This window comes from Aquirufa beregesia, assembly GCF_011090385.1.
Lineage (GTDB): Bacteria > Bacteroidota > Bacteroidia > Cytophagales > Spirosomataceae > Aquirufa > Aquirufa beregesia.
Map to the genome: position 1 here is coordinate 180,352 of NZ_SEWW01000002.1, position 17,426 is coordinate 197,777.

Below are 17,426 nucleotides of genomic sequence, written 5' to 3' on the forward strand. Positions count from 1 at the left end.
GCTGATGTTAGAAAAAGAAATACTAGAGCACGGGCTAAGTTTTAATCGGAGAAGATTTTTGTCGACGATGAGTTTAGGGCTAGGTAGTGTGGCCTTAGGATCTTTATTAGTTCCTAGTTTATTGAATGGTGGGGACCAAGATGGGGCTGATTTTACTCCTGGGATTCCTCATTTTGCACCCAAGGCGAAACGCGTTATATACCTATTTCAAAATGGTGCGCCATCTCAACTAGAGACTTTTGATTATAAGCCCAAACTCTGTGACATGATGGGCTTGGATCTTCCTGCCTCTGTTCGTGGTACGCAGCGTTTAACGGGAATGACAGCCAATCAGGCTACCTTTCCGCTGGCACCTTCCTTTACCAATTTTAAGCAATATGGCCAATCAGGGGCTTGGATTAGTGATATCATGCCTTATACCTCTAAGATTGTGGATGATATTTGCATCATTCGATCCATGTATACGGAGGCCATAAACCATGATCCTGCTTTAACATTTTTCCAGACGGGTTCCCAACAAGGGAATCGTCCTAGCATGGGTTCGTGGTTGAGCTATGGTTTAGGAAATGAGAATAAAAACTTACCTGATTTTACCGTTTTGCTTTCTCGTGGAATAGGAAATGGCCAGGGGGTGTATTCTAAATTATGGTCAAATGGCTTTTTAGATTCCATTCATCAAGGTGTTCAGTTTAGTAAAGGAGAGGATCCTGTTCTATACTTGAGAGATCCTGAGGGCATGGACCGCAAGGAAAGAAGAGAGATGCTAGATCATTTAGCTGAGCTGAATGATTTATCCTATCAGGAGTTCGGAGATCCTGAAATTTCAGCGAAGGTGAAGCAGTATGAAATGGCCTATCGCATGCAAACTGCTGTGCCAGAGGTGATGGATTTATCGAAAGAATCGGATGATATTATCAAATTGTACGGACCTGATTGTTTAGTACCAGGGACTTTTGCTGCCAACTGTCTATTGGCCAGAAAACTTTCTGAAAATGGCGTTCGATTTGTACAATTGTACCATCAGGGGTGGGATCAACATGGAAATCTACCTTTTGAGATTCAGAGTCAAGCAAAAGACACGGATCAAGCTTCGGCAGCTTTGATTACAGACTTAAAACAACGTGGATTATTGGATGAAACCTTAGTGATTTGGGGAGGGGAGTTTGGTCGTACTTGTTACAGTCAGGGGAAATTGACCATCGATAATTATGGTCGAGATCACCATCCACGCTGCTTTAGTATTTGGATGGCAGGAGGAGGAATCAAGCCTGGTATGGTATATGGAGAAACGGATGAATTAGGATACAATGTTCAGAAAAATCCAGTTCATGTGCATGATTTCCAAGCTACAGTTTTAAATCAGTTGGGTCTTGATCACGAAAAATTAGTGTATAAACATATGGGTAGAAGGTTCCGGTTGACTGACGTATCGGGGAAAGTGGTTCGAGATATCATTAGCTAAGCAGTTTAATTTATGAATAGTAAGCTTACGGGTATTTTAGAACAGATTTTATTAGCCTCTTTTTTCTTTGTGGGCTTTTTGTTGGTATTTGAAGGAGATTTGCAGATTCCTTTGGTTTTGCAGCCCCTCGGCCGACTGCATACGCTTTTATTACACTTTCCCATCGTCTTGCTTTTGTTGGCCATGTTCATGGAATTTTTCCGTTTTCATGGTTCCTTCCAAAAGAACAACACCTATTTACAATTTACCCAATGGCTCATATTGGCAGGAGCATTGAGTTCTGCGTTAACGGTGATTATGGGTATTTTTTTAGCCAAAGAACCGGGCTATGGAGGGGGAGATTTATTTTGGCACCGTTGGTTGGGTGTGGCTACTTACCTCTTAGCTTCCCTGATGTATTGGATTCGAAGCAAAGACTGGTACCAATCATCTCTATCCAAAATCACCTCAATTTCCATGTCGCTTTTGTTGATCCTGGTGGGTCACTTTGGTGGAAATTTAACCCATGGAGGAAATTTTGTGTTGGAACCATTGCTTAAAAATAAAGCAGTGCCCTTAGAAGAGGCCCTTGTTTTTCAGGATTTGATACAACCCATCTTAGAAAAAAAATGCGTGACCTGCCATAATCCAGATAAAATTAAAGGCGAACTATTATTGACAGATGCTAAGTCCATTGCTAAGGGAGGTAAAACGGGACCTTTGTATGTGGCAGGAAAATCCGAATTAAGTTTGTTAATTCAGCGTGCGCATTTGTCCATTGATGACAAAAAACACATGCCCCCGATTGGGAAGCCTCAATTGAGTGATGATGAGTTGCAATTACTAACTTGGTGGGTGAAGGAGAAAGCTTCTTTCACTAAGAAGGTGGTGGATTTAGCCTCCAATGATTCCTTGCGGATCTTATCTACCAAACTGCTGGCTTCCGCATCGGGTCCACAGGTGGAGGCCTATGACTTCCAAGAAGCAGATGAAAAAACAGTACAGAAGCTATCGAATGAGTATAGGACCATCATGCTTTTTGCCAAAGACTCACCAGCTTTATCGGTTAACTTCTTTAATAAGGCCCAATACAAAGCCCCTAAGCTGGAGGAATTAAAGGAGATTAAGGGACAAATAGTCTCTTTAAGTTTGGCTAAAATGCCGGTTCAAAATGCCGATTTGGCATTTGTGAAAGTCTTCGAACACCTGCATACCTTGAATTTGAATTTTACTGACGTGACGGAAGTGGGTCTGAAGGAATTGGCTGGGATGAAAGAATTGATGGTCTTGTCCCTTTCTGGAACTAAACTGAAAGCAGCAGGATTAGCTTCTGCCATGAAAGCAATACCGAACCTAAAAAAGGTCTACGTTTGGGATGCAGGATTAAGTAGAGAAGACATTCAGGTACTTCAAAAGCAATTACGGGGGATTCAAGTTGTAGGTGGTTTTCAGGATGACGGTAGCAATCCTTTAAAACTGAATCCGCCACAAGTGAAAAACCCATCGACTATTTTTGATGAGTATATTGTAGCTCAATTGGGACACCCCATTAAAGGAGTAGAAATAAGATATACCTTAGACGGGAGTGTTCCAGACAGTGCTAAATCGGCCATCTTTGCGGGAAATTTACGCTTGAATCAAAATACCTCCATTCGAACCAGAGCTTTTAAATCAGGCTGGATAGGTAGTGAGGAGGCAAGCTTTGATTTTTATCGGGGACATTTTAGGCCAGATAGTGCGGTATTACTAACACCCCTCAATCGGGTACACCAAGCCGCCGGAGCCAAAACATTTTTTGATGGTAGGTTAGGATCCTTTAACGCCAATAGCCCTGCTTGGGCCAATAACTGGGCAGGTGTTAGAAACAATGATTTGGTCTTAGTGACCATGTTTAAGCAAGCCATTTTGTTGTCATCTGTGGAGCTAAGAATCATGGTGGAAACTCAAACAGGTATTTTCCCTCCCGAATTAGTGGAAGTTTGGGGAGCTACAGTAGAAAACCAATGGAAACTCCTATCTAAGTTTAAGCCAGCCATTCCCAAGGAAAATTTCCCACATACGCTTCCATTGATTGGGGCAAAATTTAAAGCCTCTACCGTTAAATACATTAAAATCGTGGCTAAGCCGCTAGAGAAGATTCCAGGATGGCACCCAGCTAAAGATAAGCGTGCCTTATTTTTGGTCGACGAGATGTTTTTTAATTAGTAGCTACTATTTCATCCTGAGGAATTAGGGATTTTGTCGCTTTATGCTTGATTCTGAGTTGAATATAGTTTGTGGTTAAATTTCCCCTTTTATCTTTGTCGCCATGAAAAATGGCTTTTTAATTTTGGTATGTACCCTATTACTTAGTGTTACATCTTTTGCTCAGCAGTCAAGCCCTCCACCTGCACCTATTCCTGTAGAAGTGATGTTTGGAAATAATCGAATGAACTTCCAATTAATTCTTAATAAACCCATTGATGCCAAAGGGAAATTCTCTTTTTTTAATGTGACCAATGGGGCGGTAGATTACCATAATAAAAACGAAGAAACAGAAATTGTGGTAGTGAATTCCATTAATTACGACTTGGGGAATAATTTCAAAGCTAGTGCGGGAGCACAGTGGCATTTTAAACTTGGGTTAGTGCCCTTATTGGGAGTCCAGTATTTTAAAGCAAACCCTACCTGGTTGCTTTTGGTATCTCCTAATATCTGTTTTTTACCAACAACCAATATGGAAGTAGTGAGTTTGGTGGAATTTAAACCTTCCTTGAGCCCTAAAACAAGGCTTTACACCAGAGCACAAGTATTGTATAATCAAGTAGTGGATGGAGGAATTCATGCCCGAAGTGGATATACTTTCCGTGCAGGGATAAGCCGCCAGAAGTTTACGTATGGTATTGGTATGAACTTCGACTATTATGGACCGTTCAAAGCTGAAAAGTTGAATACTGGAGCCTTTGTTCGACTAAGCTTATAGCTTGATTTTGAGGAGTATAAGTGTATTTAACAAACAGTTTATGTACGCTAATTGGTATTGCTAAGGACTTCCCTTAACTTGCTAGTCTAAACCTCCTTTGAACCATGAAAAAGCTCTGTTTACTACTAAGCATTTGCTGCTTTTCCTTTCTTTCTTATTCCCAGCATATAGGCCCTACCGTTTCTTTACCTAACGGATGGAAATTAAGTCCAGCCGGGAAATCTTTTCCCTTGGGCGACTTACCACTTAATATGGTCATTAGTCATTCCAAAAAATGGGCGGCAGTGACCAATAACGGGCAAAGTAAGCACAGTGTTTACCTCATTGATTTGGCTAAACAACAAGTAGTGGATTCCATGACTGTGGCCAAAGCCTGGTATGGATTAGCCTTTAATTCAGATGATTCCCAATTGTTTGTTTCAGGAGGTCATGACAATAAAATACTTCGTTTGGGAGTATCTGGAGGGAAACTAAGTTTACTAGGGGATATCAAATTAGGAGATGCTTGGCCCAACCGCATTGCGCCATCGGGTTTAGCTTTTGATGATGTACGTCAAAGATTATATGTGGTGACGCGTGATAACCGAAGCTTATACATCATAGATGCTAAAAGCAATCAAGTGCTTAAGCAATTTGGCATGGATGGAGAAGCTTATATGTGTTTGTTGAGTCCTTCCAATAATGAACTGTATATTTCTTGTTGGGGATGCAATCAGGTTTTGGTATTTGATTTAAAGACCAATCTTTGGAAAAAATCTATTGAAGTAGGAGATAATCCTAATGAAATGGTGCTACATCCCAATGGTAGAACTTTGATGGTATGTAATGCCAATGACAATAGTGTTTCGGTGATTGATTTAAAAACTCAAAAAGTTGCAGAGACTTTGGATGTGGCCTTGTACCCTAATTCTCCAGCGGGATCTACCACCAATGGACTGGCCATTGATCCTAAAAGTAACTACTTGTACATCGCCAATGCGGATAATAATTGTTTGGCCGTTTTTGATGTCAATATACCTGGGAAAAGTCAGGCCAAAGGATTTATTCCAGTGGGTTGGTATCCTAGCAATGTCAAAGTAATCAACAATCAAATCTGGGTTATTAATGGCAAAGGAAATACTTCTATGGCCAACCCTTATGGCCCCAGACCTGTTCGAAAAGGAGAGGAGGTAAATTTACATGCAGGAGATTCCAATGCTCCAAAGGAAGTACAATACATTGGCTCTATGTTTAAAGGAACTATGAGTGTCATTCCTAGTCCTAAGCCTCAAGAATTGCCAGTTTATACTAAGGCGGCCTATCAAAACTCAGCCTATCAACCTGAAAAATCAGGGATGGCAGACAAGCAGGCTCCCGGTTTTCCTATTCCCATGAAGGCAGGGCAAGTTTCCCCAATCAAATACGTGTTTTATGTCATTAAAGAAAATAGAACCTATGATCAGGTTTTAGCGGATGTCAAAGGAGGAAATGTGGATACGACTTTATTGCTTTTTGGCAGAAAATATACTCCCAATCAACATGCCATTGCTGAGTCATTTGTGTTATTGGATAATTTTTACGTGGATGCCGAAGTGAGTGCAGATGGACACCATTGGACTATGGGTGCTTATGCCACGGATTACATGGAGAAAAGTTGGCCTACTAGCTATGGTGGTCGAGGAGGAGGAATTTATGGAGAGGCTGAGCGGAGTGTATCTCAAAATAAGAATGGATATATTTGGGATCAATGTAACCGTTATGGAGTGTCCTTTAGAACTTATGGGGAGTTTGTTTCCAATGGGAAAGCCAATATTCCCGTATTGAATAATCATTTTAATCCGACCTTTCCAAGTTATAATTTGTCCATTCAGGATACTACTCGCTTAGCCATTTGGAAGAAGGAATTTGAACAAATGGTCAAAGAGAACCGAGTTCCCAGATTTAATTCTTTACGTATGGGGAATGACCACACGGAAGGTTTACGAATTGGGAAACCGACACCCTATGCACACGTGGCCGACAATGATTTAGCCGTGGGCCAATTGATTGAAACATTAGCTAAAAGCCCAATTTGGAATGAAACGGCTGTGTTTATCTTAGAAGATGATGCCCAAAACGGAGCAGATCATGTGGATGCGCATAGGAGTACGGCTTATGTGGCAGGGGGATTTGTTAAACGGAATTTTGTGGATCATACCATGTACACCACCAGTTCTATGTTACGTACTATGGAACTGATTTTAGGTTTACCTCCTATGACACAGTATGATGCTGCAGCTATGCCTATGTGGAGAAGTTTTGATTCCGTGGCTAAGCCATTTGAGTTTAAAGCGATTATTCCACAAATCAATTTATTGGAGAAAAATGTAGCCCGCAATGAATGGCAAAGGCAATCCGAGCATTTTAATTTTGAAAAAGAAGATGCTAATAATGATGTAGCTTTTAATCGGGTATTGTGGCATGGATTAAAAGGAAATGTTCCATTCCCCGGGCCCAAGAGAGCAGCCTTTATCTTCCCTGTCAAGAAAAAGGATAAAGGGGATGATTGATTTTTGCCATACCGGAGGCTCTCGAAGCCACCGGTATACAGCTACCCTATGTCCCTAAGGTTCATGTTGTATTTTCAATTCCACTGAATGCGCTTCGCGTATAAACCAAGCTGTAGATAAAAGTGCTAGATTTTTAATGATGTATTGCCCTATCAAAGTAGGGGTAAAAATGAATTGCCAAGTATCATTGGGAAGAAAAACCGTAGGAAGGAAGGTGGTGATCAAGTGCAATATCAATGCGTAAAATGCCCAAGAAGTGAGGGCTGGAAATAACCAAACCAGACCTAAGGCACATTCTATAAATCCAAAATAGAAGGAGAAAGTATCTAAGCCGAGTGCTTGATGTAAGGTGGCTTCATACAGATGTTCTACCAACTTTTCCGCGGGAGAAATACCAGCTACTTTCAATGCCCCAAACCAGAAATAAATAATAAATAAGGAGATTCTACTGAACCAAATGATTGTCTTTCTTTCCATAACCTGAAGCCTTTGCTTCAAAACTAAGTGAAGGTGAAAGAATTAAAAATGATAATCATCAGCTATATGGTGGCTTCGAGAGCCTCAGCCACCATTACCGAATTTTGACACTCCGCTATTCGACATCTGTGATGTCGAATGGAAAATAAGAAGTTGAAATTTTGCAATCCAGGTAGTATATGTAGAATTAACTAGTTGTTCGACATCACAGATGTCGAACAGCAGAGTATTGCGGAGCGATAATAAAATTAATAAGGAGGCTGAGATTCTCGAAGCCACCAATATTAGGCCATATCCAAGGCTCTCAGTTGAAGTTTTCGGTTACCTCTAAACTCATTCACTTCCAGGTGATAGACTAACGAAATGGGTTTTTGTTGTAAATAAGCCTCCATCAAGCCTTCGTAAAAGTCAGCTCTTAGGTTAAAAGCAATGACCTCCATAGGTGGATTTTCAGGTTTATCTTGGACAAATAATTTCAGGTGAGCTTCCTTCATAATGGTGGGTGGAGCACTTTGAAAAAGTTGATTACTTTGAAAAAGCGGAATCATATTTCCTGGTCCAAAAGGAGAAAGACGAATCAATAATTTGTCGTGAAATGTTAGATTAAGCGCAGAAAGTGGAACTTCCATATCAATCAATAATTCTGCTTGAGGTGGATTTTCACTTAATCCTTTTTTGACTAGATCATCAAATCGCTGAATAAAAGCAGGTAAATCTTCAGGTTTTAAATGTAAACCTGCTGCATGGGTATGGCCGCCAAACTGAACCAACAAATCGGCACAAGATTCTAGAGCCGCATGGATATCAAAACCTTTGACAGAGCGTGCCGAACCAACTAAATGACCATTCGATTCAGTGAGAATGATGGTTGGACGATAATAGTGTTCTTGCATTTTACTTGCTACAATACCGACTACCCCTTTGTGCCAAGAAGGATGAAATAGTACCGTAGAAAAGGCAGTTGGTAAAAATGCATCTTCTTGGAATATTTCTAAGGCTTGTTGAACAATTTCTTTTTCTACTTCTTTCCGACTTTGATTTTGTTTCAAAACGGCTTCTGCTAATTGGCTGGCTTCTAGGGTGTCGGATGCTAGTAATAATTTAACGGCACCATGTGCATGGTCCATTCTACCTGCGGCATTGATGACAGGAGAAATGGAAAAAACGATATCTGTCACTTGAATAGGAGCCGTTCTTCCTGCATTTTGAAGTAGGTAGGCTAATCCAGGAGAAGGATTGTTACTTAGCTTCTCTAAACCAAAATAGGTAAATATTCGATTTTCTCCAGTGATTGGAACCATATCAGCGGCTATACTGCAAGCCAGTAAATCGATTCGTTCCCAAAGCGGCTCGGGCTCTAAAAAATTGGCTTCAATAAAGGCTTGTAAGAGTTTGAAACCTACTCCACAACCCGTCAATTCCTTGAAGGGATAGGAACAGTCTTTTCGTTTGGGATCTAAAACTGCCAAAGCATCGGGTAATTCATCTTCGGGTAAGTGATGGTCGCAGACAATAAAATCAATGCCCTGTTCATTACACCAAGCAACTCTTTCATGAGCTTTGATGCCACAGTCTAGCGAAATGATTAAGCTGTAATGATTGTCTTTGGCATATTGAACTCCAGCTTGAGAAACACCATAGCCCTCAGAGTATCGGTCGGGGATGTAATAGTCGCAATCGGCCCCAAGAATTTCACTTAAATAGCCATAAACCAGAGCCACGGAAGTGGTGCCATCCACATCATAATCACCATAAATCAATATTTTCTCACCAGTCTCCAAGGCTAGGCCAAGCCGTTCCACGGCTTTGTCCATATCTTTCATCAAAAAAGGATCATGGATGGAAGCTATTTCAGGGAGCATGAAAGCTTTGGCTTGTTCAAAGTTTTGTATTCCTCTTGATAAAAGTAATTGTAAGAAATATGGGTTTTTAACGGTACTTAATTCTTGAGAAAGCTGTTGTAATGCTTCTTTTTCAGGAGGAGGCAACAGCGTCCATTTCTTTTTAGGCAACATAGAGTGTCGGCGTATAGAGGTATAAAACAGGTATTAGTGTTTTTTATTATGGTTTAGAATGAAAGAATTGGAGGTATTTTATGGGTCATTCATTCAATGCATATTCAATCAATAAATCTCTATAAATATCCCCAGAATAAATAATTAAATAATTGATTATCAATTGTTTGATTTTAAAATGTAAAACTCTACCTTTTACATGCACTTCCCTGATTAGAGTTGACCGGTTTCTAATAATTTTTCATTGTTAAAAATAGTAAATCTTGGTCTTGAAAAAAACTTATTATTATTCCAACTTTCTTCAAAACTTACAGGACTTAATTTCCCATTATTATTATGTGGTCTTTTGTTATTATAATGATAAACTGCTTTATCAACACACTTTTTTAATTGTTCATAATTTTTAGGTTTCCAGTGGTCTAAGTATTCCTCTTTAATGGTTCTATTTATTCGTTCAGCATATGCATTATCTTGAGCAGAAATAGCCATAGAGATTTTACATTTATTAGCTTTTAATAACTCTATATAGGGCTTATAAATATATTGAGATCCTCTGTCAGAATGATGTATTTTGGGTGCTTTATTGTTTTTTAAAGCCATTTCCATTGCTTTAACATTTGCATCAGCTCTCATACTATTTGAAAGTTGATGTCCCACTATTTTTTTGGTATAAACATCAATGATAAAGACAGCGTAATAGAACTTCTCTTCCTGCTTCACATAAATATATGTGATATCAGATTGCCAAATAATTGACGGCGCCATTACTTCCATTCCTTTTATCAAATTCGAATAATGAACAGATGCAGGATAAGTTGTCCGCTGGTAATTCTTTTTTGTTTTCAATCTAAAACCTAAATCCATAAAGACATCGATAAATCGATCTCTGCCAATGAAATCAGGTTTTAGGGTATGATACATCTTTTCAACCCCACAACCAGGATGGTCCCTTCTTAACTCCTCAGCTTCAAGTAAAAGCAATTGAATAGATTGATCAAATGCTAATTGTCTCTTAGCATATTGATTTACAGCTTGCTTACTAATCCCAATTTCTTGATAAAGCTGATTTAAAGAAAATTTTATTTTTCCTTGATTGTTTCGAAACCAGTCGATTGTGAGGTGTTGAAGTTTTTTTTGATATCAACTTTTAATTCAAGCTTGGCAATATCAATCATCTTTTCAAGATAATCAATCTTAATTTGCTTCTGACCGACGGTCTGCTCTAATTGCTTAATTTTTAATTCTAGTTCTTTTAGTTTTGACATAGTGCTAACATGATGTTCTACAACTCTGTAGCCCTTTTGGTTAAAGGTAGAAAATTTATAAATCCAATTATAGATGGTTGGATTAGAAATCCTATATAATTTCTCTAACTGGCAAACACTAAATTTCCCAGACTCAAACATACTCACAATTTCTCGTTTAAATGCTTCCGAGTAACAACGAGTTTTCCTGATTTGATGTAAATTCGCTTTCATATATTTTGACTTTTGTGGTCAACATATATCAGGGACGTACAACATTCTACATTCTTAATTCTTCATTACTTAATGCGCCACCCCATCCCGCTTCACCACTTTCCAAGCAGTAAGGCACATGATTTTTAGGTCAAAGAAAAAGGATTGTTTTTGAAGGTATTCGGCATCGAATGCCACTTTTTGTTCATTGGGAATTTCATCTCGACCATTCACTTGGGCCCAACCGGTAAGGCCAGGAATCAAGGTATGAACAGATGCTTCGGTTCTGGCAGTATTTAGATCGGTCTGACTAGGTAGCGAGGGACGAGGACCTACAAAAGACATGTCGCCGTTCAGGATGCACCACAACTGGGGGATTTCATCTAAACTCGATTTTCTTAGGAAAGAACCAATGGGTGTAAGAAATTGATCAGGGTTGTTTAGTAAGTGAGTGGCCACCACGGGGGTATTGGTCAACATGGTTCTGAACTTGGGCATAGGGAAAGTGCCATTGTTTTTACCCATGCGGGTAGACCAATAAATAATAGGTCCAGGGGAGGTGAATTTTACCAAAAAAGCAATAAAAATGGCAGGGATTACAAGAATTAGGCCCAAAATAAGGGCTAAAAGTAAATCAAATAATCGCTTCATGGTTCAATTTTTGCTACAAATATAGGCAATTTGAAGCCTATGAGGGATTCCTTCTAAATAAAGTGCCACATAATAAATAATATTTTCCTGTTTACATGAAAAAGTTTATTTTTGTTACTCAATTTTGTATCAGTCTGCTTACCTAATATGTGAGTCAGGTAGGCGAAGCCGTAGTAATCCATCTCTTTTTTTTGCAATTAGATTCCATTTTTTCTGGTAAAATACGTGTCAAGCTATTGACCAAACTCCTGCTTAATCCAGCCAGTAAGGTTTACTTACGTGGTTTAGAGAGGGAGTTGGGTGTGAGTAGCAATACGGTACGTTTGGAATTAAATAAGCTGAATGAGATGCACCTGATCAAAGTTCAGGTAGATCCGGATAATACCAAGGTGAAGCATTATGCAGTAAATACGGCTCACCCAATGTTCAGTTCCTTAAGGGGAATTATCATGCAATTTGTGGGTTTGGATCAAATCATCGAACAGGTAATCGATAAATTGGGGAATGTAGAAAAGGTTTATTTGACAGGAGATTTGGCAGAAGGTAAAGATTCTCCATTTGTTGATTTGGTGTTGATAGGTGATGTGGACAAAGACTATTTATATCAATTAATACAGAAGGCCGAGGGGCTTATTCCTCAGAAAAAAATACGCGTAGCGGTTTATGCTAGCCAAGAACAACATAACTTCTTGGATAATTTTAATGGACCGTATTTTCATTTATTAAATTAGATTCAAATGCATTTAACAGATAAGAAAATAGCAGTTATTGGTTTGGGTTATGTGGGATTGCCATTAGCTGTCGAATTTGGAAAAATTTATTCCGTATTAGGCTTTGATATCAATGCGCAAAGAGTACAAGAACTTAGTAATGGGATTGACCGAACATTGGAATCTAATGAAGAGGAAATCAAATCGTCTGTTCATTTGAAATTTTCAAATAAGAAAGAAGATTTACGCCAATACAATGTATTTATCGTAACGGTTCCCACGCCCATCGATCAATTCAATGCACCCGATTTAAAGCCATTATTATTGGCTTCCGAAATGTTGGGAAGTATTTTAAAAAAGGGAGATATTGTGATTTATGAAAGTACGGTGTATCCAGGTTGTACCGAGGAAGATTGTGTCCCCGTATTAGAAAAATTTTCTGGATTGAAGTTTAACCAAGATTTTTATTGTGGTTATTCTCCAGAACGTATAAACCCAGGAGATAAAGTCAATACGCTGACAAAAATTATGAAAGTAACCTCTGGTTCAACTCCTGAGATTGCTGAAGTAGTAGATCAATTGTATAAAAGTGTTATCGTGGCGGGCACGCACAAGGCGCCTAGTTTAAAGGTGGCAGAAGCCAGTAAAGCCATAGAAAATGCCCAAAGGGATGTGAATATTTCATTCGTCAATGAATTGGCTTTGATATTTGATCGAATGGGAATAGACACGCAAGATGTGTTAGAGGCAGCTGGGACTAAATGGAATTTTCTTAAATATAAACCAGGTTTGGTGGGTGGACATTGCATCGGAGTAGATCCTTATTATTTGGCTCATAAAGCCGAATCATTGGGATATCATCCTCAAGTGATTCTTTCAGGACGGAGGGTGAATGATAACATGGGGATGTTTGTGGCCAATAAAGTGGTCAAACTCATGATACAAAAAGGAAGTGTCATCAAAGGAGCGAAGGCGCTGGTTTTGGGAATAACTTTTAAGGAAAACTGTCCAGATATTAGAAATTCAAAAGTGATTGACATCTATAAAGAACTAAAGCAATTCGGATTGGAAGTAGATGTATATGATCCACATGCGGATGCGCAGGAAGTAGAGAAGGAATATGGACTGAGAATTACTTCGGAATTAGGAAGTTATAATGCCATTGTGTTGGCCGTATCACATAATGAATTTTTAAATCTAGATTATCAAATGCTTAAAACGGATGCCAAAAGTGTCATTTTTGACATAAAATCCTTTTTAAACAGAGGATTAGTGGATTCGAGGTTGTAGTAAATAAATCCATAAGCAAGGGAATTCAAACTTGTGTTTTATAAAAAATTAAGCTTTGAAGGATAATTTTTCCAAAAACTACTTTAAAATCTACCTTTGGCAGTTTATTTCAATTGGGCTTAACTTCATTTCGATGTTTATTGTAATCCCCTATTTAACGTCCAATCCTACTATTTACGGAATTTATACAGTCTGTATATCCATTTCTTCTTTTCTTGTTTATGCTGACCTTGGATTTGTCAGTGCAGGTCAAAAGTATGCCTCGGAATATTTTGCTAAAGGAAATAGGGATGAAGAAATTCAAGTTATTGGGTTTACCAATTTCATTTTAGTATCTTTTTTGATCTTGTTGGCATTGGCTTTCTTTTATCTGAGCTTCAATCCCAACTTATTGATTAAAAAACTTGCGACGGGGAATGAATTAATAATAGCGTCTCAGTTATTATTCATTTTGGCCATTTTTACGCCAGTGACCATGTTGCAGAGATTATCACAGATGATTTTTGCTGTGAGATTGGAAGACTACATTGTTCAAAGAACTAATATCCTGGCAAATTTAGGGAAGATAATATCCGTGTTATATTTTTTTAGAGCGGATCATTATGACATTGTAGGATATTTTTTATTTACTCAAGTTTTAAATTTCCTAGCCATTTTGTCAGTATTAATTATAGCTAAAAAAAGATTTAAATATGATATCCTAAGGCTATTTTCCTCTATCAAGTATAATCCTGCTGTTTTTAATAAAACCAAAGGTTTGGCCCTCACAAGTTTGTTTTCTTTGGCCTCATGGATTTTGTATTATGAATTAGATCCAGCAGCTATTGGCAAATGGATAGGGGCAAAGGAGGTCGCTTTATTCGCCATTGGATTAACTATCATGTCCTTTTTTAGAAGTATACTCGGAACTATTTTTGGTCCATTTAGTGTCAGGTTTAACCATTTTATAGGAACAAAAGATCATGATGGATTAAAAGAACTTTGTTTCACCATCACTAAGGTTACAGCGCCGCTAATCATTTTGCCTATTGTTACTTTGATTTTGATGTCGCCTTCTTTGATCGTAAGCTGGGTAGGAATACAGTATACGGAATCCATCATTCCTGCCAAATTTTTAATCGCTTGCAATATATTTGCGTTTATCTCATATCCGGGTTCACTACTTTTAATGGCGCAAGAAAGGGTAAAATTAATGTACTTTGTCAATGCCCTACTTCCCATTATTTACTGGGGTGGAATTAGTTTAACTTATTCAACCTTTGGATTGAATTCATTTGCCTTCTTTAAATTCTTTGCTTTTAGTATGAATGCTTTAGTTTATGCTCTTGTACTCGTTAAATTTTTTAATTTGTCCTTGATTCAGTTCCTGGAAAATTATATTAAGCCCATCATTTTACCCATATTATTTTTGTTTTCTTCCTATTATTTATTTTCGGATTTTCTTCCCATGGAAAAGTCGAAACTGAATTTATTAGTAGTTGGGGCCTATTCTTCGTCCATGTTGATGATTTCATTTTTAGTATTATATTTTTCATCATCCAATTTCAAGGGTCAAATTTTAAATATGATATCCTTGGTAAAAAATACGTAACTAAAATAAGTAGTAGATTTTCAGTGTGTTATTGATCAATTTTAATAAAATTAATTACTATTATTAAATAAATACTTTTTATAATTAATCCTTGAAAAATTATGTTAAACAATAAGTCAATTTTAATTACTGGAGGTACAGGTTCATTCGGGAAAATGTTTACTAAAGTAATTCTCGAAAGATATCCACAAGTTAAAAGATTGGTAATCTATTCAAGGGACGAATTGAAACAATTTGAAATGGCCCAAGTGTTCTCTGGTAGTAAGTACCCTCAAATCAGGTATTTTATTGGCGATGTAAGAGATGGAGCTAGATTTAAACGCGCATGTGAAGGTATAGATATTATCATTCATGCAGCCGCCTTAAAGCAAGTACCTGCGGCTGAGTACAATCCTGATGAGTGCATTAAAACCAATATTGGTGGTGCGCAGAATGTTATTGATGCTGCTTTGTCTACGAATGTTCGTATTGTGGTAGCACTTTCTACAGATAAAGCCGCCGCCCCAATTAATTTATATGGAGCAACTAAATTAGTATCCGATAAATTGTTTATCGCTGCTAATAATATTCGAGGTCATCATGATATCCGATTTTCAGTGGTTCGTTATGGTAATGTAATGGGTTCTAGAGGCTCAGTTATTCCATTCTTTTTTGAAAGAGCGAAAGAGGGAGTATTGCCAATTACCCATAAGGAAATGACCCGATTTAACATTTCCCTAGAAGATGGTGTAGATATGGTCTTATGGGCTATTGAAAATGCCATAGGTGGAGAAATTTTTGTACCCAAAATCCCTTCCTATACCATAGAAACAGTGGCAAGAGCAATTGCTCCAAATGCAAAAATGGATGAGATTGGAATTAGACCTGGAGAAAAGTTACATGAAGAGATGATTACGGAAAGTGATTCGTATAATACCATTGAATTTGACAAGTATTATGCTATTCTCACTTCCAATGCCGACAAGAATATATACCTCAATCATTTCAAGGGTTGGGAGGTGGAAAAAGGATTTAAGTATAATTCAGAAACAAATACCGAGTGGGAAACAGTAGATTCCATGCGTTTAAAAATTAAAGAATTTGTTGATCCTAACTTTAAACCAGTAGAATGATACCAATACCCTATGGAAAACAGCAGATTACTGAAGAAGATATTCAATTAGTAGTTGATGTTTTAAAATCAGATTATTTAACTCAAGGCCCTAAAATTGTAGAATTTGAAAAGGCCATGGCATCTTATTTAGGCTGTCAATTTGCCGTAGCAGTGTCTAACGGAACCGCTGCATTACATCTTTCGGCTATGGCCTTGGGAGTAAAAAAGGGTCAAAAAGTAATTACCACTCCGATCACTTTTGCTGCCTCAGCCAATTGTATCCGCTATTGTGATGGAGAAGTTGTATTTGCCGATATTGATCCAGAAACCTATTTATTAGACATAAAGAGCGTCAGGAGCTTATTAGAGGCTTCACCCAAAGGGACATATCATGGAATTATACCCGTTGATTTTTCAGGTAGGGCTGTAGATTTAGAAGCTTTTAGAAAGTTAGCAGATGAATTTGATTGCTGGATCATTGAAGATGCATGCCATTCACCCGGTGGATATTTTATAGATTCAAAAGGAATTCAACAAAATTGTGGGAATGGAAATTTGGCAGAACTGTCTATTTTTTCTTTTCACCCGGTGAAACATATTGCTTGTGGAGAGGGGGGCATGATTACTACCAATGATGAAGCATTGTATCAAAAACTGTTACAATTAAGGACTCATGGTATTGTAAAAAATGAAGCTTTGTTTACCAATTCTATTGAATTAGCTGGGGGAGAATCATCTTATCCTAATTGGTATATGGAAATGCAAGAATTAGGGTATAATTATCGGCTTACCGATTTTCAAGCTGCTCTAGGTTTAGGACAATTATCTAGAGCTGAAAAAGGTCTAGAAATTAGGAGAAACATAGCCCAAAAATATACTCAGGCTTTTGAAAATATTCCTGAAATAAAGAGAAAATCAGGCAGTGTCATTGGTCATGCCTATCATCTCTATGTCATTGAAGTAGAGGAGAGACTGCATCTGTATAACTATTTAAAAGCAAATAATATATTCACGCAGATTCATTATTTCCCCACACATTTAATGCCGTATTATCAAAATTTGGGATGGGAAGTAGGAGATTGTCCCCATGCCGAAAATTATTATAAAAATTGTATTAGTCTTCCCATGTATCCATCATTGACAGATCAACAATTTGATTATGTAGTGGATACCGTTTTGCTGGGTTTAAAGACGAGTAAAAGGTAGCTGTG

General features: G+C 38.0%; 14 protein-coding genes. 9 read left to right on the plus strand and 5 right to left on the minus strand.

Features of this window, described 5'->3' with window-relative positions:
• Nucleotides 1–4: 4 nt before the first annotated feature.
• The 4 genes from EWU23_RS04670 to EWU23_RS04685 all read left to right on the plus strand — a co-directional run bounded on the left by EWU23_RS04670 (nucleotide 5) and on the right by EWU23_RS04685 (nucleotide 6,931).
• The gene (locus tag EWU23_RS04670; RefSeq protein ID WP_166229357.1) at nucleotides 5–1,462 is read left to right on the plus strand and encodes a DUF1501 domain-containing protein; all 1,458 of its coding nucleotides are present in this window, start codon (nucleotides 5–7) and stop codon (nucleotides 1,460–1,462) included.
• A 12-nt stretch (nucleotides 1,463–1,474) separates the two neighbouring features.
• Nucleotides 1,475–3,646: a DUF2231 domain-containing protein gene (locus EWU23_RS04675; protein WP_166229359.1), complete on the plus strand. Its 2,172-nt coding sequence runs from the start codon at nucleotides 1,475–1,477 to the stop codon at nucleotides 3,644–3,646.
• 103 nt (nucleotides 3,647–3,749) lie between these two features.
• Nucleotides 3,750–4,403, plus strand: a complete 654-nt coding sequence (locus EWU23_RS04680; RefSeq protein ID WP_166229361.1) for a hypothetical protein — start codon at nucleotides 3,750–3,752, stop codon at nucleotides 4,401–4,403.
• 104 nt (nucleotides 4,404–4,507) lie between these two features.
• The gene (locus EWU23_RS04685) at nucleotides 4,508–6,931 is read left to right on the plus strand and encodes a bifunctional YncE family protein/alkaline phosphatase family protein (RefSeq protein ID WP_166229363.1); all 2,424 of its coding nucleotides are present in this window, start codon (nucleotides 4,508–4,510) and stop codon (nucleotides 6,929–6,931) included.
• Nucleotides 6,932–6,985: 54 nt separating this feature from the next.
• Here the strand turns inward: EWU23_RS04685 and EWU23_RS04690 are convergent, their stop codons facing one another.
• From EWU23_RS04690 to EWU23_RS04710, 5 genes are all read right to left on the minus strand, one after another.
• On the minus strand, nucleotides 6,986–7,408 hold the full coding sequence (locus EWU23_RS04690; RefSeq protein ID WP_166229365.1) for a hypothetical protein: 423 nt from the start codon (nucleotides 7,406–7,408) through the stop codon (nucleotides 6,986–6,988).
• Nucleotides 7,409–7,692: 284 nt separating this feature from the next.
• Nucleotides 7,693–9,423 (minus strand): single-stranded-DNA-specific exonuclease RecJ, encoded by a 1,731-nt coding sequence (recJ, locus tag EWU23_RS04695; RefSeq protein WP_235942148.1) that lies wholly within the window; start codon nucleotides 9,421–9,423, stop codon nucleotides 7,693–7,695.
• Nucleotides 9,424–9,636: 213 nt separating this feature from the next.
• Nucleotides 9,637–10,536 carry an IS3 family transposase gene (locus EWU23_RS04700; protein WP_166229803.1) on the minus strand — a complete coding sequence of 300 codons (900 nt, stop codon included), beginning with the start codon at nucleotides 10,534–10,536 and terminating at the stop codon, nucleotides 9,637–9,639.
• On the minus strand, nucleotides 10,503–10,901 hold the full coding sequence (locus EWU23_RS04705) for a transposase (protein WP_166229367.1): 399 nt from the start codon (nucleotides 10,899–10,901) through the stop codon (nucleotides 10,503–10,505). Before EWU23_RS04705 ends, EWU23_RS04700 begins: the two co-directional genes overlap by 34 nt.
• Nucleotides 10,902–10,970: 69 nt before the next feature.
• A complete protein-coding gene (locus EWU23_RS04710) occupies nucleotides 10,971–11,531 on the minus strand; it encodes a sugar transferase (RefSeq protein ID WP_166229369.1) in 561 nt (186 codons plus the stop codon).
• A 149-nt stretch (nucleotides 11,532–11,680) separates the two neighbouring features.
• Here EWU23_RS04710 and EWU23_RS04715 point away from each other — a divergent pair, with 149 nt between their 5' ends.
• From EWU23_RS04715 to pseC, 5 genes are all read left to right on the plus strand, one after another.
• On the plus strand, nucleotides 11,681–12,262 hold the full coding sequence (locus tag EWU23_RS04715) for an ArsR family transcriptional regulator (protein WP_166229371.1): 582 nt from the start codon (nucleotides 11,681–11,683) through the stop codon (nucleotides 12,260–12,262).
• 6 nt (nucleotides 12,263–12,268) lie between these two features.
• Nucleotides 12,269–13,531, plus strand: coding sequence for a nucleotide sugar dehydrogenase (locus tag EWU23_RS04720; RefSeq protein WP_166229373.1), 1,263 nt, complete (start codon nucleotides 12,269–12,271; stop codon nucleotides 13,529–13,531).
• Nucleotides 13,532–13,664: 133 nt separating this feature from the next.
• Nucleotides 13,665–15,122 (plus strand): lipopolysaccharide biosynthesis protein, encoded by a 1,458-nt coding sequence (locus EWU23_RS04725; RefSeq protein WP_166229375.1) that lies wholly within the window; start codon nucleotides 13,665–13,667, stop codon nucleotides 15,120–15,122.
• A gap of 101 nt (nucleotides 15,123–15,223) precedes the next feature.
• The gene (pseB, locus tag EWU23_RS04730) at nucleotides 15,224–16,234 is read left to right on the plus strand and encodes a UDP-N-acetylglucosamine 4,6-dehydratase (inverting) (protein WP_166229377.1); all 1,011 of its coding nucleotides are present in this window, start codon (nucleotides 15,224–15,226) and stop codon (nucleotides 16,232–16,234) included.
• Complete coding sequence (gene pseC, locus EWU23_RS04735) at nucleotides 16,231–17,421, plus strand: UDP-4-amino-4,6-dideoxy-N-acetyl-beta-L-altrosamine transaminase (RefSeq protein ID WP_166229379.1); 1,191 nt, start codon at nucleotides 16,231–16,233, stop codon at nucleotides 17,419–17,421. The genes pseB and pseC overlap by 4 nt, the downstream gene beginning before the upstream one ends.
• Nucleotides 17,422–17,426 lie beyond the last annotated feature (5 nt).